The organism is Ectothiorhodospira lacustris (assembly GCF_022227785.1).
In the GTDB taxonomy this organism is placed as follows: Bacteria; Pseudomonadota; Gammaproteobacteria; order Ectothiorhodospirales; family Ectothiorhodospiraceae; genus Ectothiorhodospira; species Ectothiorhodospira lacustris.
In genome coordinates, this window is the sequence record NZ_JAJNQM010000019.1 from 1 (window position 1) to 25129 (window position 25129).

A 25129-nucleotide genomic window follows, 5' to 3' on the forward strand; every position below is an offset into this window, starting at 1 on the left:
GCTTCTGGTACTCGTCCAGCCGCAACTGGCCATGATCGTCCACCGGGATGACCCGGATGCGTGCGCCTGTCTCGGCAGCCAACTGTTGCCAGGGCACGATGTTGGCGTGATGCTCCAGATGGGATACCAGGATTTCGTCCCCGGCGCCAATCTCTTGCTTGCCCCAGCTCTGGGCAACCAGATTGATGGCCTCGGTGGTACCCCGAAGGAAGACGATTTCCTCGGCCGAGGAGGCCCCCAGAAAACGGGCCACGGTCTTGCGCGCGTCTTCATAGGCGTCGGTCGCACGGCCCGCCAGCGCATGGGCGGCACGGTGGATGTTGGAGTTTTCGCGCCGGTAGAAGTCGGCCAGGCGCTGGATCACCACCTCGGGCTTCTGGGTGGTGGCGGCGTTGTCCAGCCAGATGAGGGGGCGTCCGTGAACCCGCTCCGCGAGGATCGGGAAATCACGGCGCACCGCCTGGACGTCAAAGGCCTCATGGGTGAATGCCGGATCTGAAAGGGGGTTTCCAGCAGGGGCCACGGCGGCCTTGTCCGGGATGAAATAGTATCGGGACGGTGCCTGTGTCAGCGGATCGCAAGCCTCGGAAAAACGCAGATCCAGCCCCAGCCCTCCCAGCAGCAGCTTGAGTTCACCTTCGCCCGGCAGGCCGTAGGATTCGGGCCGCAGGCCCTCCAGCGAACTGCTTGAAGGTGGGTACTCCAGGTTCTGAGGAAGAAATTCTTCCAGCTCGGGCGGGGGGAGTTCCGGCGTTGGTGTCGCCGCAGGAGTGGTCTGGGTCGTGGGCTTCACGGCAGAGTGATTCCCCCGGGGGGGCTGCAAGCCCCCCCGCAGGTTGGCCAGTATCTCTCCGGCCAGCCGCTCGATCAGATCTTCGTCCGGCAGGACGGAAGCGTGCCCCGCAGTGGTGCTGAGCTCATTCCGGCTTGGGTGCGTAGTCATGGTATTTGTCCACTTCAACGTCGTCGAGTACCGCCAGCGCGTCTTCGGTGAGCACCGCCAGGGATGAGTACTGGGAGATCAGGTAGGAGGCGATCGCATTGCGGTTGATGCCCATGAACCGTACCGACAATCCGGTGCCTTGTTCACCCACCAGTCCGGGTTGGTAGAGTCCCACCACGCCGCGACGCTTTTCACCGATGCGCAGCAGCAGGACGCTGGTCTTGCCGTCCACCAGGGGGACTTTGTTGGAAGGGATCAGGGGCAGGCCTCGCCAGGTAAGGAACTGGGCACCGAACAGGCTGACCGTCGGCGGGGGGACGCCACGCCGGGTGCACTCCCGACCGAAGGCCGCGATGGCCGCCGGGTGAGTGAGGAAAAAGGCCGGCTCCTTCCAGACCCTGGTAATCAGTTCATCCAGATCGTCCGGGGTGGGCGGGCCGCCACGGGTGGCGATCCGTTGCACCGGATCGACATTCGCCAGGAGACCGTAGTCGGCGTTGTTGATCAGTTCATCTTCCTGCCGCTCCCGGACGGTTTCTATGGTCAGCCGAAGCTGGTCCTTGATCTGATCGTGCGGACTGCTATAGAGGTCGGATACCCGGGTATGCACATCAACGATGGTGGTGACTGCGTTGAGAAAGTATTCCTTTGGATTTTCCTCAAGGTCCACATAGGTTTCTGGTAATTCCGACTCATCCCGCTTGGAGACCGTCACCCTCACATCCTGGGGGTTCTTGACTCGGTTCAGGCGATAGATACCGGCTTCCACCGGGACCCATTGCAGAAGGTGAATCAGCCAGCGAGGGGTGATGATGGAAAGCTGCGGAACGGTCTTGGTCGCGTTGGCCAGTTGCCGGGCGGCACTGTCGCCAAGGGCGCGGTGGACCTGCTGGTTGACGGTCATGAAATGCTCCTTTGGGTAGGTTGGTCAGCGTTATTGTTGATCATGTCGTGAACTGGCCTGTGAAACATGGCTGCCTGGGGGGACGTCGTGGGTCAACCAGACATTGCCGCCGATGGTGGAACCTCGACCGATGACCACCCGGCCGAGGATAGTCGCACCGGCGTAGATGACGACGTCGTCTTCCACGATCGGGTGTCGCGGCTGTCCCTTCTCCAGTTGTCCGCTGTCATCGGTATTGAAGCGCTTCGCCCCCAGCGTGACGGCCTGATAGAGGCGCACGTTGGTGCCGATGACGGTGGTCTCGCCGATGACCACGCCACTGCCGTGGTCGACGAAGAAACTGGGGCCGATATGGGCGCCCGGGTGGATATCGATGCCGGTTGCGGAATGGGCGATCTCAGAAATGATCCTTGCCACCAGCGGGGCGCCGAGATTGAACAGGCTGTGGGCCAGGCGGTGGTGAATCATCGCCAGCACACCGGGGTAACACAGCACGACTTCATCAACGCTGCGGGCAGCGGGATCGCCCCGGTAGGCGGCATCCACATCCGTGTCCAGCAGGCTGCGGACTTCCGGCAGTGCGCTGGAGAAATCCCTGACAATGCGCAGGGCTCTTGCCTCGATGTCTTCGGTCCCACCGTCGTGCCGGCGGGCATAGTCCAGTTCCAGCCGGATCTGTTGCAGCAGTGTGTTGAGGGCCATGTCCAGGGCATGCCCCACGTAATAGTCCTCGCTTTCCTGATGCAGGTCGGGTGGTCCGAGGCGCATGGGAAACAGGGCCCCGCACAGGTGCGTGACGATGTCCTGTATCGCCTCCCTGGAGGGGAATTCCCGTCCACCGAACTCCCGTTCCCGCTGATGGCTCATCCGCCATCGTTCCCGGGCCGCCCTAAGGCCGGCGACTACGGGCGCCAGATGCCAGAGGGGGGTCTTGTCCTCGATACGAGTGATGCTGCCGCGGTCCGGAAAACTCATAGCGGCGCTCCCGAGGCGTCGAATACCCCGTCAAACAGGATGCTGCTCAGATAGCGTTCCCCGGAATCCGGCAACACGACCACAATGGTCTTGCCGACGTTTTCCTCCTGCTGCGCCAGTCGTACCGCTACTGCGGCGGCGGCACCACTGGAGATACCCGAGAGGATGCCTTCTTCCTGGGCAAGCCGCCGCGCGAATTGGATGGCCTCATTGCTGTCGACGGTTTCCACCGCGTCCACCAGCGATAGGTCCAGCACCTTCGGAACGAAGCCGGCACCAATGCCCTGGATCTTGTGTGGTGCGGGTTGCGGTGCCTGCCCTGCCAGGGTCTGCGACAGAACCGGACTTTCCGCCGGTTCCACGGCAATGGAGCGGATGGGCGTGCCCCGGCCATGCTTGAGGTATCGGGATACACCGGTGATGGTGCCGCCGGTGCCGACCCCCGATACCAGGATATCCACATTGCCGTCTGTGTCCTGCCAGATTTCCGGCCCGGTGGTGGTTTCGTGGATGGCGGGATTGGCCGGATTTTCGAACTGTTGCAGGAGCACATAACGATGGGGTTCGCTGTCGGCGATCTCCTGCGCCTTGGCAATGGCCCCCGGCATCCCCTTGGCACCTTCCGTGAGCACCAGCTTGGCACCGTAGGCCAGCAGCAATTTACGGCGCTCCAGGCTCATGGTTTCCGGCATGGTCAGGGTCAGTGGAATGCCCCTTGCGGCGGCCACGAAGGCCAGCGCAATGCCGGTGTTACCGCTGGTGGGCTCGATGATCTCCTTGCCCGGGCCTAGCAGACCCCGTTGCTCCGCATCTTGGATGAGGGCGGCGCCGATACGGCATTTCACCGAGTAGGCGGGGTTGCGTCCCTCGATCTTGGCCAGCACGGTGGCCTTGGCACCATTCACCAGCCGGTTGAGCCGCACCAGTGGCGTGCGCCCTATCGATGCGGCGTTGTCGGTATACCAGTCGGGCATATAATGCTCCTGGGTTATTAGTTTTCGCTGTGGGCTATGATTTTGTAATTAACCCCACTCTAAACCGGGGTTCCGTGCCGCAAAACCAAGAATTCCTCAGATGCTTTGCAGGATTATTCATAAGGCTTTGGCCCCGGTACGGACTCACCTGAGGTGGGTATTCAGGCCGGTTCCGAGAGGCCGGGCTGGTGCTGGATGGAGTTCGCCTGGATATCCGCCGCACTGGGAGGTGGGCTGTGCAGCTCTACGCTGCGGGTATCCAGGTGGGCAAAGCACAGCTCAATGAACCGATAGGCGTAGGCGCGCAGATAGCGGCCCCGGCGCACGGCGATGCGGGTGGTGTTGGTCTCGAAGAGACGGGAGCCACTGAGCAGCTTGAGTCCGGCATCCCGTGCCGGGTCGAAGGCCATCGGGGCGACTATGCCGATGCCCAGGCCCAGGCCCACGTAGGTCTTGATCACGTCGGCGTCCAGCGAGGACATCACGATATTGGGCGTCAGTCCGCCGCCGGCAAAGGTCCTGTCGATGCGCGCCCGTCCGGTGATGCCTTCGTGGTAGGTCAGGATCGGGTAGCGCGCGATATCACCGAGGCTCAGGGCCGGTCGGGATTCCAGTTCGTGCCCTGCCGGAATGACGATGGCGTGTTGCCAGTTGTAATAGGGGAACGAGTAAAGCTCGGTCACATCCGCCAGGGCCTCGGTGGCGATGCCGATGTCGGCACGGCCTTCCAGCAGCATGCGCTTGATTTCTCCCGGGCCGCACTGGTTCAGGGTCAGGTGGACTTCCGGGTAGACTTCCTTGAACGCAAGGACCACCCTCGGCAGGGCGTAGCAGGCCTGGGTGTGGGTGGTGACCACGGTGAGCTGGCCTTGTTCGCAGTTGCTGAAACGCTCGGCAAGGCTTTTGATGTTGCGGGTGTCCAGCAGCATACGCTCCACGATCTGCAGCAGCTCCCGGCCGGGCTGGGTCAATCCCAGCAGGCGCTTGCCCTTGCGTTCAAAGATCTGTACACCCAGTTCCTCTTCCAGGTCCTTGATGTGCTTGGACACCCCGGATTGGGAGGTGTACAGGGCGGCGGCCACTTCCGTGAGATTGAAGTCGCGTTTGGCGGTCTCGCTGATGATGCGCAGTTGTTGAAAATTCATCGGGATGACTCTGTGCGGTGACAGTCCGGAGTGCGGTGGTGAACCTGTGCGATGCCGGGCTAACGGTAGGTGCTTAGGGAACGAGCGGCGTTGCCGGGCATGTCACGATCGGAATGCCCGGGATCCAGGCGTTGACCGTTCGCAGCGACCAGGAACCGGTCCCCTTCAAGGATATCCTCGGCCGCCAGGGCGGAACGGGGCGGGGTAGCGGCCGAATCGATGCCGGTCAGCCATAGGCCGATGCCGTGTACCTTGGCCGCATCTCGCCACAGGTCGAAGCCGTCTTGCTCCTGCCAGTGCTGCAGCAGCGCCTGATCCGGCGAGATCCAGCTTATGCCGCTGTTGCGCAGCACGGGCCATCGAATGGTCGCCGGGTCGTTGTGCGGCCCACTGTTCAGCACCGCCGCCAGGCGGTAGCCGCAGGTGATAAAGCTTTGGGCGGCCTGCTGCACATGGGGATCATCCTGAAGCGCCCGTCCCTGAAGCCGCAGCACCACCTGTCTGGGACTCAGTCCCAACTGGCTCAGCAGGCCTTCAAAAACCTGCCCGTGCCGTTCGCTGAGTGCGCTCACGTGGCGCAGATGGACGGGGAGTACCAACAGTTCTTCAGGGCTGTGCTCCTGGCTGATATGGAACAGGGCGTGCATGGTGCGCAGGAAACGGTCCAGGAAGACCACGTCGTGGCTGTCCCAGGCATGGACGTAGATGGACTCCGGGCGGGCGTGGCGGCCGTTCACACCGGTCAGACGAAACTGGCCGCTGCGCCCGATGATCCTTTCCGGCGGTTCGACGAGGGTTGCTACAGGGACTTGATAAGGCTGTAGCTGGAAGCCGGCGATCTGGGCGCTCAGTCGCCCGTGGTCAAAGCTGAGCTGGCTCAAATCACGCAGTCTTGCCTGGGGGTGCAACTGCTGGAGACTGCTGTTGAGATAATCGACGACACTGGTAAGAGGCATGGCGGCTTCCTTTCTCTCGGACGGGTGTGACAGGCGCTGGTTCTGGCGATCATTTTCATTGGGTCGCGCACTGGCAACACATTCGATGTTTGGGCCGCACGGGTCTCGTACTCCTGGATCAGCTATGGGTTTTCAGTGGCGCAATGGCCGTGTTTCGTAAATGTACCTCGCGCTGATAAAGAAAATAAAAGAATAACTTTTCTATTCTTTATCTGTTTTTTTGATAAACAGCGTTCGCCACCGGCATCAGCCGGTTGCGATCCATGGTGTTCAGCCGCGACGGTTCCAGGCCTGCTGGGCCAGCCGAGCCGCCAGATCCAGCAGATATCCCAGCAGGCCGATGAAGAGGATCACCGCCATCAGTTCTCCATATGCCATCCGGTCACGGGTATCCAGAATGAAATACCCCAGGCCCGCCTGTACCCCCAGCATCTCCGCCGGGACCAGCACCACCCAGATCAGGCCGATGGCCAGACGGACACCGGTGAGAAGGTGGGTAATGATGGCGGGAATAATGACCCCCACCAGTATCTCCAGGCGATTGGCGGCGAGACTGGAGGCCAGTCTGAGCCAGCTGGGATCAATGGCATGGACTCCGGCCGCCACGCTGAGGGCAATCGGCCACAGGGCCGCAAAGGCCAGCAGGAAGTAAACCGGCGCATCGCCGATGCCCAGCACCATGACCACCAGCGGCATCCAGGAGAGGGGAGACACCATCCGCAGGAACTGAAAGGTGACCGTGGTGCCTAGCTCGAAGGTGCGCGACAGGCCCACCAGCAGGCCGATGGGGATGCCCGTCAACAGGGCCAGACCCAGGCCGACACCGACCCGCCGCAGGCTGTCGATGGCATGGGGCCACAGTTCATTGCCGCCAAACAGTACCCAGCCAGCCTCCCAGGTGGCCCCCGGGGAGAATCGGGCCGCCATGGGGGAGGCATTGAACCGTGGGTCGGTTGCCAGCCACCACAACAGCAGGGTAAAGAGCACTCCAGCCAGGGGCAGCAGACCGTGAGCCATCACCCTGGCATGTCCGGTCGAAGATTTGGCGGGAGTGCCGGAGGTGACGACGCTGCTCATACCGAAATCCTTTCGGTCCGGGTCCAGCCCCCCTCAATCCCGAAGACTTCCAGGCCACCCAGGTCCTCAATGGCCCGACGAACAAAGCGATCGTCCACCAGATCCCGGGCGACAAAGGCCGGGTCCAATTGGTGAAGAAAGCGGTTGTCGCCTTCCACCACGGTATCCTTGAGTGCGGCAACCAGGGCCTCGGTGTAGGAGGGGAACGGCCAGGGCTGGAAATCAATCCTTTCCCGGTTCCAGTCCGGGTGCCTGTTGGCGCCGCTGGCCAGATACTCGCGATCACGTTGCGCGCTGGGGACCAGTACGCGTTCCAGCACCGGCTGGGGAAAGGGGGTGTAGCGTCCAGGCGCCTCACGGGCCAGCAGGGCTGCGCTTTCCTCCCTGTGGGTGCGCATCCAGTGCTGGGCCTTGACGATGGCGTTGACCACCTTCTGTGACCACTCGGGGCGCTGTTGCAGATCCTGTTCGTGTTGAAATACCACGCAGCAGGCGTGGTTATTCCAGACGTCCCCGGTGAAGCGCAGGATCTTGCCCAGACCCTGAGTCTCAGCGGCGGCATTGAAGGGTTCGGCGACGATGAAACCGGCAATGGCGCCATTGGCCAGGGCGGGTCCCATGTCCGCCGGTGCCATCACGTTCAAGGACACCTGGCTGGGCGAGAGGGGGCCGCGTTCCCGGGTGACCACCTCCAGACCGGCGTCCCGCAGCAGTTTTTGCAAAACCACGTTGTGGATGGAGTACCAGAAGGGCACGGCAATCCGTTTGCCTCCGAGGTCATGGACGGTATCGATCTCGTGGGCCACCGTGAGGGCGGAACCGGCCATGTGGTTCCAGGCGGTCACCTTGGCGGGGAACGACGATCCGTACCGGGCCCAGACCGTGATGGGGGAGAGCAGGTGGACCACATTGACCTGCCCGGCCATGAAGGCCTCGACGATCTGGGACCAGGATCGGAACAGGCGCGGCTGTTCCACCGCCAGGCCTTCGGCTTCAAACAGCTGTCGGGCATGAGCGATCAGGAGGGGAGAGCTGTCGGTGATCGGCAGATAGCCGATGCGCACGGCGTCATCCTTGGGGGCCGCCCAGGCGGGCAGAGCGGCGGCAGCGGTGAGCAGGGCGGACAGGCGCAGGAAATCACGCCGGGAAAGATCAATCTGCGGTTTCATGCGGTGCTCTCCTGAATGTTGACGGTCAATCGGGTATCCGTCGTGGTGTTGATACGCGGGGCTGGGTGCCGGACAAGCCCGGTGCCTCCCCGGCAGCGGTGATGTCCCAGGGCCTGCAGGATGGTTTCCCGCAGTTGCAGGGCGGCGGCACCGTGGCGCCTGCGGGGTGGGGGGCCCAGGCTGTCGAGCAAGTGCCACTCCCCCATGATCTGTGCTGGACTGCCGCCCATGAGCAGAATGCGATCCGCGACACGGAGGGCCTCGTCGATGTCATGGGTGACCAGAAAGGCGGCGCTGGCATGCTGGTGGACCAGGCGGGTCAACAGATCCTGCATCGCTTCCCGGGTCAGGGCGTCCAGGGCGGAAAAGGGCTCGTCCAGCAGGATCAGCGACGGATGCCTTCCCAGAGCCCGGGCCAGGGCCAGTCGTTGTGCCATGCCGCCGGAAAGCTGATGCGGATAGGCCTTTTCCCATCCGTCCAGGCCCACATCCGCCAGCACTCGAGAGACCCGCGTGCGGCGTTCGCTGCGGGGCAGTCGCAGATTGCGAAATCCCAGCCCGAAGCGGGCATTGGCACTCACCGAGAGCCATGGCAGCAGACAGGGATCCTGAAACACCACCGCCACCTGGCTGGGGGTGCGGCGAACCGGCCTGCCGCGAAACAGCACCTCGCCCCCATCGGCATGACCAAGCCCTGCCAGCACGGAAAGCAGTGAAGACTTCCCGCAACCGGATTCACCCAGTAGGGCCACGATCTCGCGGGGCTGGATGCTGATATCCACACCTGAGAAGACCGGCGGACCATGCGCGCCATAGCGCAGCATCAGGCCAGTGGCGGATAACAGCGGTGTTGACATGTTCGTGCTCCAATTCGTGCATTGGGGGTGGCGCGGACCGGCTCGTGCCCTTTGTCTGCAGACACTAAAACCGGTGGCCGGGGTGGATGAACCAAGAAATCCTGCAATGCATTTCAGGATTTCTTGTTTGTGGGCAGTCATTGCCCTGCCTATGCTCGGGACAGTTAAACGCTCAGGAGGGATATAGCCATGTGTACACGACACCCGGCCCCAGACAGTGGACATGCTCATGCTCATCCCCATCCCCATCATCACCTCCACCATCTCGCCGACATTCATCGCTCCGGTCTGCGTGCGCGTAGAAAAACTCCGATCCGCATTGCCGTCGTCGGCAAGGGGGGCGTTGGCAAGACTACCGTGGCCGGAGCTTTGGCGCGGGTTCTGGCCGGGCATGGCTTGCATGTGCTGGCCGTGGATGCGGATCCGGACGCAAATCTTGCCTCTGTGCTACCTCTGGACTCCGAGTACAGGCCGGTTCCTTTGGCGCAGCGGCGAGACCTGATTCAGGAGGCCTCAGGACGAAGCACCTTGCCCGAAGGCTTGTTTCTGATTAATCCGGACACTGGAGACCTGCTGCCCAAGGGAACGGTGACCTGGGGAGACGGCAACCCCCTGGTGGCCCTGGGGTGGGGCAAGGGCGGTGGTGAGGGGTGCTATTGTGCGGAACACGCGGTTCTGCGGCGCCTGTTGTACGAAGCCGGTTCACTGGCCGCCGACGTCACCGTGATTGACAGCGAGGCGGGGCTTGAGCATCTCAGCCGCGGGACCATTGCCGCAGTGGATCTGGTGCTGGTGGTGGTTGAACCCGGGCAGCGCAGCGTGGAGACGGCGGTCACCGTGCGCAAACTGGCGAATGATCTGGGGATCGACCGGGTGTATCCGATTGTCAGTGGCTACAAAGATGCTGCCGAACTGGAGACGGTACGCTCTTGGTTGGGGCCGTGGGTTCCAGTGGCGGCATTCCCCTACGATGAACGGATTCGCACCGCGGATCTGCGCGGGGTGCCACCTTTGCTGGGCGGGGATTTCCTGGCCGCGGCGATCGGCCTGGCTGCCTACATACAGGGCCTGCCGTCCTCGTCTGCCACGGTGTCGACGTGAGCCAGGATCGTCATCGGTCTTACCGCAAGACCTTCCCTTCCAAGTCCGATGTGATCGCCCTGACCCCGGATCCCGGTGTCGGGCAGATGCTGCACCGCATGGAGGCGTTGGGGATCGAGACCACCTTCGATCGTTTCGACGCCCAGAAGGCGCATTGTGGATTCGGTCTGGATGGAACCTGCTGCCGTATCTGCAACATGGGGCCGTGCAAGGTGACGCCCCGCAGTCCACGGGGTGTCTGCGGGGCAGATGTCGATCTCATCGTGGCGCGCAATATCCTGCGCTGGGTCGCAGCCGGCGTGGCCTCCCATGGGGCTCGTGGTCGTGAGGTCATGCTGGCTCTGAAGGCGACGGCCGAGGGAAGGATGCCGTTGCCGATCCGGGGCGAAGCCAAGGCCCGGGCGGTGGCCGCCGCCTTCGGTCTGGAAACCGAGGGCAAGGATATCGCCCAACTGGCCGGAGAGATCGCCGATATCCTTCTGGAGGACCTGTCCCGCACCGTCCCGGGCCCCCATCGCACGCTTCAGGCGCTGGCGCCACCGGAGCGGCAGGATTGCTGGGAAGACCTGGATATCCTGCCGATCGGTGCCTATCACGAGGTGTTCGAGGCCCTGCATCGCACCGGCACGGGGACTGACGGTGACTGGGAGAATGTGCTGCGGCAGTTGTTGCGGTGCGGTCTGGCCTTCGCTTGGAGTAGCGTACTGGGTTCCTCCATCGCCATGGATATCCTGTATGGACCGCCTAGACGCGATCGGGTGATGGCCAATCTTGGGGCACTGGACCCCGATTACGTGAACATCGCCATCCACGGTCACTCTCCGGTGTTGCCGATGGCGATCGTTCAGGCAGCGGACGCGCCGGAGATACAGGCCCTGGCGCGCGGGCATGGAGCCAAGGGGATCCGATTCTTCGGGATCTGCTGTTCCGGGTTATCCGCCCTGTATCGCCATGGGGGTGTCAGTCCCCTGGCCAACGCTATGGGGGCGGAACTGGTGCTGGGCACCGGTGCCATTGATCTGTGGGTGGCCGATGTCCAGGACATCTATCCCAGCCTGATGGATGTGGCCCGATGCTTTCATACCCGGGTGATCACCACCAACGATTCCTGTCGTCTGCCCGGTGCTGAACACATCGGATTTGATCACCACCATGCCAACCTGGGAGAGGTTCAGGAGCTCGCGAAGCGCATCGTGGGGATGGGGGTCGATCAGTTCCCACTGCGCAGCCGGGCGGGCACTTACGTGCCAAAAGTCAGCATGGAGGCGGAGATCGGCTTTGGCGTGGAGAACATCACCCAGACCTTCGGTGGCCTGGAAAACCTCCTGTTGTTGCTGCGCCGAGGCGAGATCCGCGGCATCGTCAATCTGGTGGGTTGCAACAATCCCAAGGTGCTTTACGAAAAAACCCTGTGTGACGTGGCGGACGGTTTGCTGGCCAAGGATGTCCTGATCCTCACCAACGGCTGCGCCTCCTTTCCGCTGTTGAAACTGGGGTATTGCACCCCGGGTGCGTTGAAAAAAGCGGGTTCCGGGCTGGCTCGAGCCCTTGAAGCCCTGGATCTGCCTCCGGTCTGGCACATGGGCGAATGTCTGGACAATGCACGTGCTTCGGCGCTGTTTCGGGCCTTGGCCGACATGGCGGGACAACCCATCAAGACCATGCCCTTTGCCTTTGCCAGCCCCGAGTGGAGCAATGAGAAAGGGGTGGGTGCGGCGCTGGGTTTTCGTCTGCTGGGCATTCCCTCCTATCACTGCGTGCCTGCGCCCATTGCCGGGTCGGAGGCCGTGGAAAGGTTCTTCTACGAAACCACGGGCCCGATGCTGGGGGCGGTGATGGTCTGGGAGCAGGACCCCGCGGTACTGGTCGGGCGCATGATCCAGGATATGGATGCCCGCCGCCATGCCTGGCAGGAGGACCAGGAAGTTGATGGCGAAAAATAAGGCTGTGATGGAGCCTTACGAGAGGAGATCCTGCTCCCCCTGTCAGTCCATTCAATGTCTCAGGCGATCAGCGGGGGCGCTCAGCTACCCCGTTCTGTAATATTGATCACCATTATTCTTGTGCATTGAAGTGGGAAGTCTGATGAATGAGACGGTGCAGGTTCCATCCTCTGAAGCCCAGGCTTCAGTTTGCGGGTCGACCGACGAACGTCGGTTTGGTGGTATTGCCCGGTTGTACGGACACCCGGCCTTGGATCGCCTGGCGCGCTCCCGGGTGTGCGTCGTCGGCATCGGTGGCGTGGGTTCCTGGGCGGTGGAGGCCTTGGCGCGCAGCGGGGTGGGTGAGCTGGTGCTGGTCGATCTGGACCATGTGGCGGAATCCAACATCAATCGACAGGTCCATGCCCTGGAGCACACCCTGGGTGCCTCCAAGGTCGCGGTCATGGCGCAGCGTGTCCGGGAGATCAATCCCCGGATCGTGGTGAGAGAAGTCGACGATTTCATCACCCCGGAAAATGCCTGGGAATTGATTGCCGGGACTGATGCCGTGGTGGATGCCATCGATCATGTGCGCGCCAAGGTCGGGGTTGTTCTGGCCTGTCGTGAGGCAGGGGTGCCGATGATCATGGTGGGTGGCGCCGGGGGCAAGAAGGATCCAGGGCGCATCTGTCTGGATGATCTTTCCCGTACCGAGCATGACGCCTTGCTGGCCAAGGTGCGCAAGCAACTCCGTACTCTGCACGGCTTTCCGCGGGATCCCAGACGTCGATTCGGGGTCCCGGCGATCTACTCCATGGAGTCGGGGAGATACCCATCGACAGGGGTGCGCGAGGATGATGCCGGCCTGCAAGGGCTGAGCTGTTCCGGCTATGGATCCAGCATGGTGGTTACCGCAACCATGGGTCTGCGGGCCGCTGCCTGGGTGCTGGATGTGCTGGTTTTAGCTGATGAGACCAAGGAACATGCGCAGGGAAGTCAGTATCAGAAATAGGGCGAAAAGTTGTCTGAGGCGGTCTGCATCGACTGCATGTGCCAGATTGACACCCCAGGGGGTGGCCAGCAGGGTGGCGGGTACGATGATGGCCAGACCCAGGAGGTTGACATAGCCCAGGGATAGGGGCAGCAGTTCGGGGGCTCCCCATCCATTGATGATGAAGCCGATGGCCCCAGGGATGCTGATTACGATGCCGATGGCGGCACCGGTGCCCACGGCCTGATGCATCGGGACCTTCAAAGCATGCAGCAAAGGGACGCTGAGGGTTCCGCCACCGATGCCCATCAAGGTTGAGAACCCGCCAATCATGCCGCCGAGAGCGGTAGTGCCTATCCTGCCCGGAAGCCCTGCACCCAGATTGAACCTGGGTTTGAAGGCCATGTTGATTGCCACCAGCAGGGCAACGAGCGCGAAGATACCCGTGAGCACACGGCCATGGAACATTCCGCTCAACAGTACGCCCAACACGACGCCCAGTAGCACACCCGGCAGTAGGGCACGGAAGAGTTCTGGCCTCAGACTACCTTTGTGGTAATGGGCGCGGGCTGATCGCAGTGAGGTGGGTATGATGGTGGCCAGGGAGGTTCCCACCGCCAGGTGCATTCGCACTGATTCGTCCACGTCCAGAAAGGTGAAGAGGTGAAACAGCACCGGCACGATCACTATGCCGCCGCCGACACCCAGCAGGCCCGCCAGTATGCCGGCGAACACGCCGGTTGCGAGCAGTGCGATGATCAGTCCGGCCAGTAGTGCCGGGCTCAGGCCATTGATCAATTCCATTCCCCGGAACCCCTCCGATCATTGACTGCCGCCAAGCGGTCCCGCCGCCATTCTACGGCGGTCTTCAATACCAGTGTGAAGAGGGCGAGGGTGGCCAGTAACGAGGCCGCGGCAAAAGCCCCGGCGATGTTGTAGTCGTCAAAGGTCTGCTGCACATAAAGGGGCAGGGTATTGGTTTCACCGCGGATGTTCCCGGATACCACGGCCACGGCACCGAATTCGCCCATGGCCCTGGCATTGCAGAGGATCACGCCGTAGATCAAAGCCCACTGGATGTTGGGCAGGGTGACGCGCCAGAAGGTCTGCCAGCCCGAGGCCCCCAGGACCATGGAGGATTCCTCTTCCTCCGTGCCCTGGGCCTGCATGAAGGGGATCAGTTCCCGGGCTACGAAGGGGCTGGTGACAAAGACGGTGACCAGCACGACGGCGGTGACCGAGAACATCACCTGGAGGTCATGGGCATACAGCCAAGCGCCCAGCCAGCCCCCGGTGCCGTACAGCAACAGGTACATGACGCCGGCCACCACGGGGGAAATGGCAAAGGGGATGTCGATCAGGGTCTGCAGCAGGCGCCGACCCGGAAAGCGGAACCGGGTGATGGCCCATGCGGCACAGACGCCGAAAATGGTATTGACCGGCACCGCGATGGCGGCGGCCAGCAGGGTCAGCTTGATGGCATGGAGTGTTTCCGGGTGGGTGATGTTGGCGGCATAGGCCTCCCAGCCCCGGGACAGTGCCTGGGCGAAGACCGCCACCAGGGGCAGCACGATGACCAGCAGGGTCAGCAGAATGCCGATGGCAATCAGTGCGCGGCGACCCCAGCGGATGGCAGGGGATGGTTTGGCCTGCCCCTTGGCTCGGGTGACGGCGGGAGTCATGCGTCACTCCGGGAACGGTAGATCCGGCCTTGCAGCAGGTTGATGGTCAAAAGCATGACGAGGGCGGCCGCCAGGACCACCGAGGCGATGGCTGCGGCACCCGCGTAGTTGTACTCTTCCAGACGAATCATGATCAGCAGGGCGGTGATCTCGGTTTCATAGGGCATGTTGCCGGCAATGAAGATGATGGCGCCGAATTCACCCAGGCTGCGGGCCAGTGCGAGCGAAAACCCTGCGAGCAGGGCAGGCAGGATGGTGGGCAAAATGATGCCCTGAAAGATCTGCCATGGGGTTGCTCCGAGGGTGGCAGCGGCTTCTTCGAGCTCCGGTTCCATGTCCTCCAGTACCGGCTGTACGGAGCGGATGACGAACGGCGCGCTGGTGAAGGCCATGGCGGCAATGATCCCCAGTTGCGTATAGGCCACCTGGATGCCCATGGGCTCCAGATATCGCCCGAGCCATCCGTGACTGGTGAACAGGAAGGCCAGGGACAGACCGGCGACGGCGGTGGGCAGGGCAAAGGGCAGGTCGACGATGGCATCCAGCAGTGCCCTGCCCGGGAACTGGTAACGGGTGAGTATCCAGGCCAGCAACAGGCCGAAGAAGCAGTTGAATAGGGAGGCTATCAGCGCCGAACTGAGCGTGAGTTTGTAGGTTGCCACCGCCCGTTCGGAACTGATGATGCGCCAGAATTCACTGGGCTCCAGGCTGGCCGCCTGGATCAGCAGTGCCGATAGCGGCAACATCACCACCAGACTGATGAACAGCAGTGTGGTTCCCATGGTCAGGCCAAAGCCGGGCAGTACACCCTTGACTTGTAGCGCCCGGGGTCGAATCGCCCAGACCTGCATCGCTTGTCGTTCTCAGGAGTTGATCAAATGAAATGGCCGGAGTGATGCCACTCCGGCCATGCCTATCGGGCGATATCTTGGCGCCGGGAGATCAGCGCCTGCGACCCGCGGCCTGAGCCTGATCCAGTGTGCCGCCATCGCTGAAATGCCTCTGCTGGGCTTCGGCCCAGCTGCCGAAGATGTCTTCGGCGGTAAACAGCTCGACCTCGGGGAAGGCCTCTCCCTGGGAAGCCACAACCGATTCATCAATCACCCGGTAGTGGAATCCTGCCAGGATCTCCTGGGCACGGGAAGAGTAAAGGTATTGCAGATAGGCCTCGGCGAGGGGGCGGCTCTCCCGGCGGTCCACCACGCGATCCACCACGGCTACCGGGAATTCCGCCAGCAGACTGCGGGGCGGGATGATGACTTCGAAGCGATCCCCTCCATGTTCGCGGCGAATGAGATTGACCTCTGACTCGAAGGTGATCAGGACATCACCGATGCCACGTTCCGCAAACGTGGTGGTGGCGCCGCGTCCCCCGGTATCGAAGACGCGCACGTTGCCGACAAAGCGCTGGATGAAATCACGGATTTTCGCCTCATCACCTTCAAACCGTTGATGGGCATCTCCCCAGGCCGCCAGGTAGGTATAGCGACCGTTGCCGGAGGTCTTGGGATTGGGAAATACCAGAGAAACATCCTCGCGGGCAAGATCTTCCCAACTGCGTATGTTTTTCGGATTGCCCGCCCGAACCAGGAATGCCGGCAGGGAATAGAAGGGCGAGGCGCGGTTTTGCAGGCGCTCCTGCCAATCCTCGCTGACAAGCCCGCCCTCTACCAGTACCTGAATGTCCGTGGTCTGATTGAACGTCACCACATCTGCCGAGAGGCCCTGCAGGATGGATCGGGCCTGACTGGATGAGCCGCCATGAGACTGGCGGACTTCGGCGGTGTTTCCGGTTTGCGCGGCGTGGTCCTCGATGAATGCCGGATTGATGGCTTGGAACAATTCCCGTGAGACGTCGTAGGAAGCGTTGAGGATACGATCTGCCGCTTGGGCAGGGAGTATTAGGGTCCCCGCTAGCACCAGCCCGGCGGACAGGATGGAAAATGATGCCTTCATTATTTGCCCCACATGAGATGGTTACCGAATAAAGGCGATTCTATGGGACCCTTAAATTCATTTAAAATATAAAAATAATATTTTTTAATATTTTTTTGTTATCGGTGGGGCGGGTTTGCCTGTGCCCCCTACGGATCGCCGGGTGGCCGCGGGTGAGCAATCACCCGCGGCCACCCGGCCTTCCAGCCCCAGCTCAGCATCACGCCCGAGTTGGTGGACGCCGTGTTCGACCTTGGCACTAAGCGCGATACCGCACATCAATGCTCGGGCTGACGTGCTATACCGATCATGCGCCATGTTGGAGGATTTCAGGATGCTAATGAACAGTGTCAACCAAGACGCCGCCGCGGGGCTATGGGATGAATGTGGTCCGCCTTGCCTTTCGCTTTTTCAACCGACGCACCGAAATCATCCGGACAATCAGCAGGATCCGATACGCTTCAAGAATCTGGTGAAAGTGCTGGAGGAATCCCTGCGGCAAAAGTTTGAGTGCGACGAGATCCAGCCCTTGCTCGAACCCATGCTGGCCCTCGCTGAAGATCACGACTTCTGGAACTGCACTTTCGACGGACTGGCAGTGTTGCGTGACAAAAATATGTTGCGGGTCTACAAGCTCCAGCGCCCCGTCGCCGAACTGGCGGTGGTGGCGGACAGCTTCCACACCAAGCCCTTGCTGCGCATCCTGCAATCAGCAGATCGGTACCAGGTACTGGCTTTGAACCGGCACGAGATGAGATTGTTCGAGGGGAACCGCGATGCCCTGGACGAGATCGCGCCCGCCGATGGCGTGCCGCGGACGATCACCGAGGCGCTCGGTGAAGAACTCTCTGATCCCCGCCAGACGGTCTCGGCCTACGGCGGCACCGGCGGCGGCCAGGCCCCCATGCACCATGGTCATGGCGGCAGAAAAGACGAACTGGATCATGACGCGGAGCGATTCTTTCGTGTTGTCGATCGGGCGGTCCTCGAACACCATTCCAAGCCCTCCGGCCTGCCATTGATTCTCGCCGCCCTGCCGGAGCACCATCACATGTTCCACAAGCTCAGCCACAACCCTTGTCTGATTTCCGAGAGCCTGGACGTGCATCCGGATGCGCTCGCATCGACCGACGAGTTTCGCGAGCGGGTCTGGCAAACCATTGAGCCCCGCTACCTCGCGCGTCTGGCGGGGCTGGTGGAGACTTTCGGCAGTCACAAGTCCAAGGGCCTCGCCGCCGACGACCTGGCAGAAGTGGCCCGGGCCGCCGTGGGCGGGCGCGTGGCTACCCTGCTGATTGAAGCGCGCCGGGAAATCCCCGGTCGGGTCGATGGGTCGACCGGGGAGCTTGAATTCGATGACCTCTCCCACCCGGAACTTGACGATGTGCTCGACGACTTGGGCTCAGTAGTGCTCAAGATGGGTGGAGAGGTGGTCGTCGTGCCGCCGGAACGGATGTCGACTGAAACGGGAATCGCCGCAATCTATCGCTACTGAGGCACGTGACATGCTCATTCAAATCAATACCGATGACAACGTCAGTCATTCCAATACGCTGATGGAGTGGATCGAAACCACGCTCACAGAGGTGCTGGAGCGCTTTGCGGATCAGGTGACGCGTCTGGAAGTTCACCTCAGCGACGAGAACAGCGACAAGAAATCCGGCGGCTCCGACATGCGCTGCCTGTTGGAAGCCAGGCTCAAAGGCCGCCAGCCCGTCGCCGTGACCGATGCAGCGCCGACCGTGGAGCAGGCTGTCGACGGTGCAGTACACAAGATGAGGCGTTCCCTGGACAGCACCTTCGGACGGCTGAATAAGCGCTGAACACCCACGGCGCCCCCCCACATGTCGACCGATCGCGTCATCTTCAGCTTTTTCCGTTATCCGCTCGGCTACAGTCCGGTCGCCTTCCTCTTTATGGGTTTTCGCCGCCTGTTCATCGGCCCGGATGTGCCCGTTGGCGATATCCGACTCATGGGCTGCGGCGGCGGCGATGGCTTTTCGATCCTGCCCGATCCGCGCACCTACTGCCTGTTAAGCGGGCTACCCGATCCTGCCGATGATCAGCGTCTACGGCAAAGTCGTTTCTATCAGCGCATCGCCGCACCCAGTCAAGCACAACTGCATATCGAACTGCAGCCGATCTCGGGTCACGGCACTTGGGATGGGCGCGAGCCGTTCGAGTACAGCGGCGAGCGTGCAACGGGTGGGCCAGTCGCGGTCCTTACCCACGCACGCGTGCGTAACAACCGGCTGCGGTCCTTCTGGCGCGCCGTGCCGGCGATCCGCCGGCACCTGCGCCAAACCCCTGGTTGCCGGTTCCATATCGGTTTTGGTGAGGGGCCGGTGCGCACGCTGGCCACCTTCAGCCTGTGGCAGGATGCCGAGCAGATGCGCGCCTTCGCCTACCACGAGAGCCCGCACCATCGCACCCTGCGTGCAGCACGTCAGGAGGATTGGTTCTCGGAGTCAATCTTCGTGCGTTTTCGGGTGCTGAATGTTACCGGCGATCTCAGTGCCTGGTCGCCGCGCTCAGCGCGAGAGGCGTTGCCTGCTCAAGGAATCGATCCACACGTTGTGAGAACGACAGCCGATGACTAGGTGGGTTGTGACAGGGTCGGGTCGGGGGGCATTGCACATGGTCAGCTCAGCCGCTGGCTAAGTGGCTTATAGCTGGATGACTGGGGGCAGGCTGTGAATATTCATGCTTCGAAATCACTGACGCACTAGCGCAGCTACCAAGCGGGATGCAAATTGCACAGCCATCCCGCTCGGAAGCGTAGGCATCAGACGATTTCAGGCCAGGCTGAAATTATTTGTCTAAGCCTGTACTGCGACTTGCTCAGTCGTATCGATCAGGGAGGCGCTGTGCATCCAGTTGAAGCGCTCGGTGCTCAACAGGATGAAGTGGATCAGAAGAGCCAGTACGGCCAGGAACGTAAACAGGGCAACCAGCGCTCTGCGTGGATCGAACAGCAGCCAAGTACGCCACATATTGAAATCTCCTATATCGGAAAGAAACTGCTTTGCCTAAAGTACAACTTGAGACTTGATTCGCCGTTCAGGCGAAAAGTCTTACCAAGCCACACCCCAGGGACGCCACATCCAGGCCAGAACGTGGGCGACGGCGGCAACCGCCAGAAAACCCATCATGCTGGTCATGAAGACACCATGAAACTCCATGGCCTCATCTTCGCTGAGCCCCGAGAGTGAACCTTTCGTTTCATCAACCATTTAAATTCCCTCCAAATGAGGACGTATTGGCAAACACCGCGTTGATTGGACGCGATCATGTAGGTCGCAACGAACAGTACACTACGACAAGTTCCACGATCGTGATCTAGCACAAGTAAAATCCAAAATCGGGTCAAAGCCATCCGGGAGCGGTGGCTTTGCTGTTCCAGCGTCGGGGGGGGGCGGGCGGTCAACCGGCCGTGGGCGGGTGATGCGGGGATGGGGGTAAGCGTGAGGGCAGTTTTCGGCTTTTGGCCGAAAACGAAAAAAGGCTTAGCACCTGAATGATGCTAAGCCTTTGATCTATATGGCGCGCCCGGAAGGATTCGAACCTCCGACCACCTGGTTCGTAGCCAGGTACTCTATCCAACTGAGCTACGGGCGCTGAACAACTGAAGCGCGCATTCTATGGACGAGGTTGGGGGGTGTCAAGGGGTTTTTTGCGGGGCCGTGAAACTTTTTATGGTTGACGGGTTTTGCCCGGTCAGGGCCTGTTTCAGGCGCAGGGCGTTGCCCGCCAGGATCAGGTACAGGCAGGGGACCACCAGCAGGGTGAGCAGCATGGAGACCAGCAGGCCGCCGATCACGGTCAGGGCCAGGGGTTGCATGATCTCCGTGCCCTGGCCGATGCCGACGGCCAGCGGGGTCATACCCAGGACGGTGGTGGAGGTGGTCATGAGGATGGGCCGCAGCCGCACACCGCCGGCACGGACCACCGCCCGGGCCATGCCCAGGTCCTGTTCCCGTTGCCCGATCTCGATGTATTCCACCAGCAGGATGGCGTTGTTCACCACGATGCCGATGAGCAGGACCACGCCGATCAGCACCGGTGCGGAAAGCGAGGTCTGGGTCAGCCACAGCATGCCCACCACACCCATCAGGGACAGGGGCGCGGCGGCCAGGATCACCAGGGGGTTGCTCAGGCGCTCATACTGGACCGCCAGCACTACGAAGACCAGGAACACCGCCAGCAGGACCACCGTGAGCAGTTCCCGCCGGGTCTCTTGGATGGTCTCCCACTGGCCGGAGAAGATCAGGCTGTAGTCGTCAGGCAGGTCCAGATCCGACAGGCGGGATTCCACCGCGGTCATGACCGTGCCGATATCGGCGACGGCGGTATTGATGTCGCCGTTGACCCGGGCGATGCGAGTCTGGTTTTCCCGTTCGATGTGGGCCGGTCCTTCTCCCAGTTCGAAGCGGGCGATGTCCCGCAGCAGGATGGGTTCGCCGCCGGCCCGGAACAGCAGCAGGCCGCCCAGGGCCTCGGTGTCCGCCACCTGTTCTCGGGGCAGGCGCACGCGGACGTCGTATTCCTGGTTCCGGGTCAGGAAACGGGTGGGCACGGCCCCGTCCACCGCGTCGCGGATGGCCCGGCCCACGTCCGCGACCCGCAGGCCCAGGTCCGCGGCCCGTTCCCGGTCCACCCGGATCCGCAGCAGGGGGCTGCGGTCCTCCCGGCCCACCTCCACCCCTTCCAGGCCAGGGATCCCCTCCAGGCGGGCGCTGATCTCCTGGGCCAGGCGCTGGAGCTGGTCCAGGTCCTCCCCGACGATGCCGATGGACAGGTCCGCATCCCCGGCGGTCAACCGCAGGCCCTGGATGGCGGGCGGTCTCACGCTGATGCGCGCACCGGGCAGGTCCAGCCGGTTGAGGGCATCCTGGGCCATGGCCACCCATTGGCCGGCGGGCAGGTCGGGTCGGCCGCGGGCCGGCGTGAGCTGCACCCGCAGATTGGCGGTGCCCGGGCGCTCGTTGATGATGCCGCCGCTCAGGTGGCCGCCCACCATGCTGAACACGGTCTCCACGTGGGGCAGTTCCTGGAGCAGGGCCTCGATGCGGCGCACGGCGGCATCGGTCTCCAGGGGCGGGGTGCCGGGAGGCAAAACCATGCGGACCCCCACGTTGCCGTCATCCACCTGGGGCAGGAACTCATTGCCCAGCTGACCGGCAATGTGGATGCTGCCCGCCAGTCCCAGGGCGGCCAGGGCCAGCACCGCCCAGCGCAGCCTGAGCAGCCGGGGGAGTCGGCGGCGGTAGCCGTGTCGTAGCCGATCGATCCCCCGGTTGAAGTATCGCAGGGGCGGGCTCTGTTCCAGGCCGCTGTGGAATTCGATGCGGCTCAGCAGGGCCGCCAGCATGGGCACCAGGGTGAGTGCCGCCGCCAGGGTGGCGATGATGGCAAACGATAGGGTGAGGATCAGTTCCCGGAATACCAGGGCTGCCAGGCCGGTGATGAGCAGGAAGGGCAACACGGCGGCCAGGCTGGTGAAGGTGGAGGCGGTGATGGCCGAGACCACCTCGCGGGCGCCGTCGTGGGCGGCATCCAGGGGGGATTTGCCGAACTGTTCCCGGTGGCGGTAGATGTTCTCCAGCATGACGATGGCATTGTCCACCAGCAGACCCACCCCCAGGGCCAGCCCGCCCAGGCTGATGATGTTCAGGGTCAGACCGCTGGCCCCCATAAGGGCGAAGGCGGCCATGATGGCAATCGGGATGGACAGACCGATGATAAAGCCCTTGCGCAGGCTGCCCAGGAACAGCAGCACCACAAGCATGGCCAACACGCCGCCGAGGATGGCCGCCGTGGCCACGCTGGTGATGGCGCCGCGGATGAAGAAGGCGGGATTGCCCACGACCTGGTAGCGAATATCCTCGGGGATGAAGCCGGATCGCTCCAGCCGTGCCAGGGTGGCCTGGATGTGGTCCACCACCTCCACGGTGTTGGCCTGGGGCAGCTTGAATACGGTGATCTGGGCGGCGGGGGTGCCGTTCAGGCGCACGAACAGCCGCTGTTCCCGGTGACCGTCCCGCACCATGGCCACCTCGGACAGGCGGATGTGCCGCCCCTGGCCGCCGGGCAGATCGATGAGGACGTTCTCGATGTCCTCCACGTCGCGGAACAGGCCGTCGGTCTTGGCCATGACGTCGAAGCTGCTACCGGTGATCCAGCCTGAAGCGATGTCCACGTTCTCGGCCGCCAGGGTGGTGGTCAGGTCGGTTAGGGTAAGACCGTAGGAACGCAGTCGGGCCTGGTCCACGATGATCTCCATCTCCCTGACCATGCCGCCGGCGGCGGTGACGCCGGAGACCCCGTGGATGGCCAGGAGCTGGGGAGCCAGACGATGTTCCACCCAGTCCCGCACCTCCACTTCGGAGCGTAGGGTGGAGCTGAAGCCGGCGATCCAGACCGGGTCCTGGGAGGGATCGAACTTGTACAGACGCGGGGGTTCGATGTCCGGCGGCAACTGGGTGCGAGCCAGTTCCAGATAACGGGAGGCATCCTGCAGAGCCAGGTCCAGGTTGGTGCCGTACTCGAACGTCAGATTGACGTTGGTGCGTCCTTCCGAGGCCCGGCTGTCGATGCGGGTGAGGTTTTCCGTGGCCGCCAGGTTGCGTTCCAGCACTCGGGTGACCTGCTGCTCCATCACCTCCGGGGCCACGCCGGGGTAGTTCACGGTGACGCGGATGTGGGGGTATTCGATGCCGGGCAGCAGGTCGATGGGGAGACGGTCGACGAAGAACAGCCCCAGCACGAAGACCACCGAGGCGATAGCCAGGGTGCCCACCGGCCGTCGGATGGCCAGGTTGGACAGGCTCAGCCGCGCCATCCGACGATCCGTACCCGCTGGCCCTCGCGCATGTCGATGGGGTTGGTGGCCAGGATGATGTCACCGGGGGTCAGGCCCTTCAGGATCTCGGTCCAGGGTCCTCGGGTCACGCCAATGTCCACGGTGCGCCGTACCAGGTGCTCTTCCTCAATCACATAGAGATAACGTCCCTCGCTGTCTTCGCCGATGGCGGCGGCGGGCACCGCCAGGGCCTCGGGGCGGGGATCGATGGGGGTCTGGATGCGGCCCAGAAAGCCCGGACGCACGCCGCCGGTCGAGGCCGATGCCGGCAGGGCCACTTCCACGGTGACCAGGCGGCTGGCGGCATCGGCCATGGGGAAGATGCGCCGGATACGGCCTTCAAGGACCCGTTCCGGCAGGGCATCCAAGCGGATGGGCAGTGTCTGGCCGACGCTCAGGTGGATCACGTCCATTTCGGAAACCCCGGGCCGCATCACCAGTTCGTCCAGGGCGGCCAGCTCGAACAGGGTGTCCTGGGCCTCCACCGCCTCGCCGGGTTCCACATGGCGGGCGGTGACCACGGCATCCAGGGGGGCGGTGACCCGTCCGTAGGCCACCCGGGTCTCCCACAGCTCCCGCTGGCTGCGGCTGATGTGCAGGGCCACCCGGGCGCGCTGGTAATCGGCGTCACTCACCACGCCGCTGCTCCGCAGCTCCCGGGCGCGGCGATAGTCCAGGGTGGCCTCTTCCTCCTCGGCCCCGGCCCGGGCCAGTTCGGCCTGGTGTTCCGACAGATCCAGTGCCAGCAGCAGGTCTCCCTGCCGCACCCGGTCGCCGGCCTCCACGGTGATGCGGTCGATGGTGCCGCTGGTGCGGCTGGCCAGCCGGATCACCACCCTGGGTTCTACGGTGGCCGACAGGGACAGGCTGCGGGACAGATCCCGAGGCTGGACTTCCATGGCGGCGATGGGCGCCCCGCGTTCGACCCGTGGGGCATCGTTCGATGCCGGGGTATCGCCTCCGCAGCCGATTGCCGACAGGGTGGCGGCCAGCAGCAGGAGGGAAAGGCAGCGGTATTTCGAGGCTGTGAATGGGCGTAAGGGCATGACGGGTCAATATTGAGAACCGTTTTCGTCCCGGATGCAAGCCCGTCGGTCATGACCACGGCGTTCATTGCCCCGGCGCTGGTGCCGGTGACGCTGCTGATATGTATGCGGGGATCCGCACCGGAAGAATGCCCAGTCCTTGGGGGTGCTCTCCCGGCCACCGTCACTCCCACTCCCGAGAAAGCGGGAGCCCAGTTTTACACTGGATTCCCGCCTGCGCGGGAATGACGATTCACTTTCCCCGGTGCCTCAGGGTGGTGGTCCGGATGCCTGCTTTCGCGGGGATGACGATTAAGATGGGTGCTGGCCAGCTCAATCATCATCATCATCGTCGTCACCATCGGACAGATCCACGGTGATGGGACGGTAGATCTCCACCCGGTCTCCTTCCTGCACCAGGTTGTCCAGCTTGCAGAATTTGCCGTAGATGCCCACCTTCTGGGTGTCCAGGTCGATGTCCGGGAACCGCTTGAGGATGCCGGACTGCTCAATGGCCTGCTGCACGGTGGCCCCTTCCGGCAACTCCACCTGCAGCCAGGCCTGGCCGTCGGGTTTACTGTAGGCTACGCCGACTTTCATGAATCTATTCC

At 62.8% G+C, this 25129-nt stretch carries 24 protein-coding genes and 1 tRNA gene; 6 read left to right on the top strand and 19 right to left on the bottom strand.

The window, feature by feature from the left end:
• From LQ952_RS05510 to LQ952_RS05550, 9 genes are all read right to left on the bottom strand, one after another.
• On the bottom strand, positions 1-943 hold a 943-nt coding region (locus LQ952_RS05510), incomplete at its 3' end, for an aminotransferase class V-fold PLP-dependent enzyme (RefSeq protein ID WP_238621659.1).
• Positions 918-1847, bottom strand: a complete 930-nt coding sequence (locus LQ952_RS05515; RefSeq protein ID WP_238621660.1) for a family 2A encapsulin nanocompartment shell protein — start codon at positions 1845-1847, stop codon at positions 918-920. The genes LQ952_RS05510 and LQ952_RS05515, both read right to left, overlap by 26 nt.
• Positions 1848-1877: 30 nt before the next feature.
• Entirely contained in the window at positions 1878-2822 is a 945-nt protein-coding gene (epsC, locus tag LQ952_RS05520) for a serine O-acetyltransferase EpsC (protein WP_238621661.1), read from the bottom strand.
• Positions 2819-3796 (bottom strand): cysteine synthase A, encoded by a 978-nt coding sequence (cysK, locus tag LQ952_RS05525; protein WP_238621662.1) that lies wholly within the window; start codon positions 3794-3796, stop codon positions 2819-2821. Before cysK ends, epsC begins: the two co-directional genes overlap by 4 nt.
• 161 nt (positions 3797-3957) lie before the next feature.
• A complete protein-coding gene (locus tag LQ952_RS05530; RefSeq protein ID WP_238621663.1) occupies positions 3958-4941 on the bottom strand; it encodes a CysB family HTH-type transcriptional regulator in 984 nt (327 codons plus the stop codon).
• Positions 4942-5000: 59 nt separating this feature from the next.
• Positions 5001-5897, bottom strand: a complete 897-nt coding sequence (locus tag LQ952_RS05535) for a hypothetical protein (protein ID WP_238621664.1) — start codon at positions 5895-5897, stop codon at positions 5001-5003.
• Positions 5898-6167: 270 nt separating this feature from the next.
• On the bottom strand, positions 6168-6974 hold the full coding sequence (locus tag LQ952_RS05540) for an ABC transporter permease (RefSeq protein ID WP_238621665.1): 807 nt from the start codon (positions 6972-6974) through the stop codon (positions 6168-6170).
• Entirely contained in the window at positions 6971-8143 is a 1173-nt protein-coding gene (locus LQ952_RS05545) for an ABC transporter substrate-binding protein (protein ID WP_238621666.1), read from the bottom strand. Before LQ952_RS05545 ends, LQ952_RS05540 begins: the two co-directional genes overlap by 4 nt.
• Entirely contained in the window at positions 8140-9000 is an 861-nt protein-coding gene (locus tag LQ952_RS05550) for an ABC transporter ATP-binding protein (RefSeq protein ID WP_238621667.1), read from the bottom strand. Before LQ952_RS05550 ends, LQ952_RS05545 begins: the two co-directional genes overlap by 4 nt.
• Before the next feature lie 189 nt (positions 9001-9189).
• Here LQ952_RS05550 and LQ952_RS05555 point away from each other — a divergent pair, with 189 nt between their 5' ends.
• The 3 genes from LQ952_RS05555 (at position 9190) to LQ952_RS05565 (ending at position 13035) form a co-directional block, all read left to right on the top strand.
• Positions 9190-10101 (top strand): nucleotide-binding protein, encoded by a 912-nt coding sequence (locus tag LQ952_RS05555; protein WP_274521961.1) that lies wholly within the window; start codon positions 9190-9192, stop codon positions 10099-10101.
• A complete protein-coding gene (cooS, locus tag LQ952_RS05560; RefSeq protein ID WP_238621668.1) occupies positions 10098-12044 on the top strand; it encodes an anaerobic carbon-monoxide dehydrogenase catalytic subunit in 1947 nt (648 codons plus the stop codon). The genes LQ952_RS05555 and cooS overlap by 4 nt, the downstream gene beginning before the upstream one ends.
• A gap of 142 nt (positions 12045-12186) precedes the next feature.
• Positions 12187-13035, top strand: coding sequence for a tRNA threonylcarbamoyladenosine dehydratase (locus LQ952_RS05565; protein WP_238621669.1), 849 nt, complete (start codon positions 12187-12189; stop codon positions 13033-13035).
• Here LQ952_RS05565 and LQ952_RS05570 read toward each other — a convergent pair.
• The 4 genes from LQ952_RS05570 to cysP form a co-directional block, all read right to left on the bottom strand.
• Positions 12985-13818: a sulfite exporter TauE/SafE family protein gene (locus LQ952_RS05570; protein WP_238621670.1), complete on the bottom strand. Its 834-nt coding sequence runs from the start codon at positions 13816-13818 to the stop codon at positions 12985-12987. The two genes, LQ952_RS05565 and LQ952_RS05570, sit on opposite strands and share 51 nt — an antisense overlap.
• On the bottom strand, positions 13809-14696 hold the full coding sequence (gene cysW / locus LQ952_RS05575; protein WP_238621671.1) for a sulfate ABC transporter permease subunit CysW: 888 nt from the start codon (positions 14694-14696) through the stop codon (positions 13809-13811). The genes LQ952_RS05570 and cysW overlap by 10 nt, the downstream gene beginning before the upstream one ends.
• Positions 14693-15547 carry a sulfate ABC transporter permease subunit CysT gene (cysT, locus tag LQ952_RS05580; protein WP_274521962.1) on the bottom strand — a complete coding sequence of 285 codons (855 nt, stop codon included), beginning with the start codon at positions 15545-15547 and terminating at the stop codon, positions 14693-14695. The genes cysW and cysT overlap by 4 nt, the downstream gene beginning before the upstream one ends.
• 91 nt (positions 15548-15638) lie before the next feature.
• Positions 15639-16652 carry a thiosulfate ABC transporter substrate-binding protein CysP gene (cysP, locus tag LQ952_RS05585; protein WP_238621673.1) on the bottom strand — a complete coding sequence of 338 codons (1014 nt, stop codon included), beginning with the start codon at positions 16650-16652 and terminating at the stop codon, positions 15639-15641.
• 319 nt (positions 16653-16971) lie between these two features.
• On the opposite strand from cysP, the gene LQ952_RS05590 reads away from it, so the two are divergent.
• From LQ952_RS05590 to LQ952_RS05600, 3 genes are read left to right on the top strand one after another with little or no spacing between them, the layout of a single operon-like run.
• Complete coding sequence (locus LQ952_RS05590; RefSeq protein ID WP_238621674.1) at positions 16972-18126, top strand: baeRF3 domain-containing protein; 1155 nt, start codon at positions 16972-16974, stop codon at positions 18124-18126.
• Between the two features lie 10 nt (positions 18127-18136).
• Complete coding sequence (locus LQ952_RS05595; protein ID WP_238621675.1) at positions 18137-18454, top strand: HPF/RaiA family ribosome-associated protein; 318 nt, start codon at positions 18137-18139, stop codon at positions 18452-18454.
• A gap of 21 nt (positions 18455-18475) precedes the next feature.
• Complete coding sequence (locus LQ952_RS05600; RefSeq protein WP_238621676.1) at positions 18476-19231, top strand: aminodeoxychorismate lyase; 756 nt, start codon at positions 18476-18478, stop codon at positions 19229-19231.
• Between the two features lie 219 nt (positions 19232-19450).
• On the opposite strand, the gene pufA is transcribed toward LQ952_RS05600, so the two are convergent.
• From pufA to LQ952_RS05630, 6 genes are all read right to left on the bottom strand, one after another.
• Entirely contained in the window at positions 19451-19624 is a 174-nt protein-coding gene (gene pufA, locus LQ952_RS05605; RefSeq protein ID WP_238621677.1) for a light-harvesting antenna LH1, alpha subunit, read from the bottom strand.
• Positions 19625-19705: 81 nt separating this feature from the next.
• Positions 19706-19864, bottom strand: coding sequence for a light-harvesting antenna LH1, beta subunit (gene pufB, locus LQ952_RS05610; RefSeq protein WP_008933205.1), 159 nt, complete (start codon positions 19862-19864; stop codon positions 19706-19708).
• 308 nt (positions 19865-20172) lie between these two features.
• Positions 20173-20249: transfer RNA gene (locus tag LQ952_RS05615), tRNA-Arg, on the bottom strand.
• 43 nt (positions 20250-20292) lie between these two features.
• Positions 20293-23472 carry an efflux RND transporter permease subunit gene (locus LQ952_RS05620; protein WP_238621678.1) on the bottom strand — a complete coding sequence of 1060 codons (3180 nt, stop codon included), beginning with the start codon at positions 23470-23472 and terminating at the stop codon, positions 20293-20295.
• On the bottom strand, positions 23460-24539 hold the full coding sequence (locus tag LQ952_RS05625; protein ID WP_238621679.1) for an efflux RND transporter periplasmic adaptor subunit: 1080 nt from the start codon (positions 24537-24539) through the stop codon (positions 23460-23462). The genes LQ952_RS05620 and LQ952_RS05625 overlap by 13 nt, the downstream gene beginning before the upstream one ends.
• A 312-nt stretch (positions 24540-24851) precedes the next feature.
• Positions 24852-25118 (bottom strand): RnfH family protein, encoded by a 267-nt coding sequence (locus LQ952_RS05630; RefSeq protein WP_238621680.1) that lies wholly within the window; start codon positions 25116-25118, stop codon positions 24852-24854.
• Positions 25119-25129 lie beyond the last annotated feature (11 nt).

Excerpts from the sequence above, each read along its gene's own strand:
- LQ952_RS05515 (WP_238621660.1), bottom strand. The coding sequence starts at position 1,847 with ATGACCGTCAACCAGCAGGTCCACCGCGCCCTTGGCGACAGTGCCGCC.
- epsC (WP_238621661.1), bottom strand. The coding sequence starts at position 2,822 with ATGAGTTTTCCGGACCGCGGCAGCATCACTCGTATCGAGGACAAGACC.
- cysK (WP_238621662.1), bottom strand. The coding sequence starts at position 3,796 with ATGCCCGACTGGTATACCGACAACGCCGCATCGATAGGGCGCACGCCA.
- LQ952_RS05530 (WP_238621663.1), bottom strand. The coding sequence starts at position 4,941 with ATGAATTTTCAACAACTGCGCATCATCAGCGAGACCGCCAAACGCGAC.
- LQ952_RS05535 (WP_238621664.1), bottom strand. The coding sequence starts at position 5,897 with ATGCCTCTTACCAGTGTCGTCGATTATCTCAACAGCAGTCTCCAGCAG.
- LQ952_RS05540 (WP_238621665.1), bottom strand. The coding sequence starts at position 6,974 with ATGAGCAGCGTCGTCACCTCCGGCACTCCCGCCAAATCTTCGACCGGA.
- LQ952_RS05545 (WP_238621666.1), bottom strand. The coding sequence starts at position 8,143 with ATGAAACCGCAGATTGATCTTTCCCGGCGTGATTTCCTGCGCCTGTCC.
- LQ952_RS05550 (WP_238621667.1), bottom strand. The coding sequence starts at position 9,000 with ATGTCAACACCGCTGTTATCCGCCACTGGCCTGATGCTGCGCTATGGC.
- LQ952_RS05555 (WP_274521961.1), top strand. The coding sequence starts at position 9,190 with ATGTGTACACGACACCCGGCCCCAGACAGTGGACATGCTCATGCTCAT.
- LQ952_RS05565 (WP_238621669.1), top strand. The coding sequence starts at position 12,187 with ATGAATGAGACGGTGCAGGTTCCATCCTCTGAAGCCCAGGCTTCAGTT.
- LQ952_RS05570 (WP_238621670.1), bottom strand. The coding sequence starts at position 13,818 with ATGGAATTGATCAATGGCCTGAGCCCGGCACTACTGGCCGGACTGATC.
- cysW (WP_238621671.1), bottom strand. The coding sequence starts at position 14,696 with ATGACTCCCGCCGTCACCCGAGCCAAGGGGCAGGCCAAACCATCCCCT.
- cysT (WP_274521962.1), bottom strand. The coding sequence starts at position 15,547 with ATGCAGGTCTGGGCGATTCGACCCCGGGCGCTACAAGTCAAGGGTGTA.
- cysP (WP_238621673.1), bottom strand. The coding sequence starts at position 16,652 with ATGAAGGCATCATTTTCCATCCTGTCCGCCGGGCTGGTGCTAGCGGGG.
- LQ952_RS05590 (WP_238621674.1), top strand. The coding sequence starts at position 16,972 with ATGAACAGTGTCAACCAAGACGCCGCCGCGGGGCTATGGGATGAATGT.
- LQ952_RS05595 (WP_238621675.1), top strand. The coding sequence starts at position 18,137 with ATGCTCATTCAAATCAATACCGATGACAACGTCAGTCATTCCAATACG.
- LQ952_RS05600 (WP_238621676.1), top strand. The coding sequence starts at position 18,476 with ATGTCGACCGATCGCGTCATCTTCAGCTTTTTCCGTTATCCGCTCGGC.
- pufA (WP_238621677.1), bottom strand. The coding sequence starts at position 19,624 with ATGTGGCGTACTTGGCTGCTGTTCGATCCACGCAGAGCGCTGGTTGCC.
- pufB (WP_008933205.1), bottom strand. The coding sequence starts at position 19,864 with ATGGTTGATGAAACGAAAGGTTCACTCTCGGGGCTCAGCGAAGATGAG.
- LQ952_RS05620 (WP_238621678.1), bottom strand. The coding sequence starts at position 23,472 with ATGGCGCGGCTGAGCCTGTCCAACCTGGCCATCCGACGGCCGGTGGGC.
- LQ952_RS05625 (WP_238621679.1), bottom strand. The coding sequence starts at position 24,539 with ATGCCCTTACGCCCATTCACAGCCTCGAAATACCGCTGCCTTTCCCTC.
- LQ952_RS05630 (WP_238621680.1), bottom strand. The coding sequence starts at position 25,118 with ATGAAAGTCGGCGTAGCCTACAGTAAACCCGACGGCCAGGCCTGGCTG.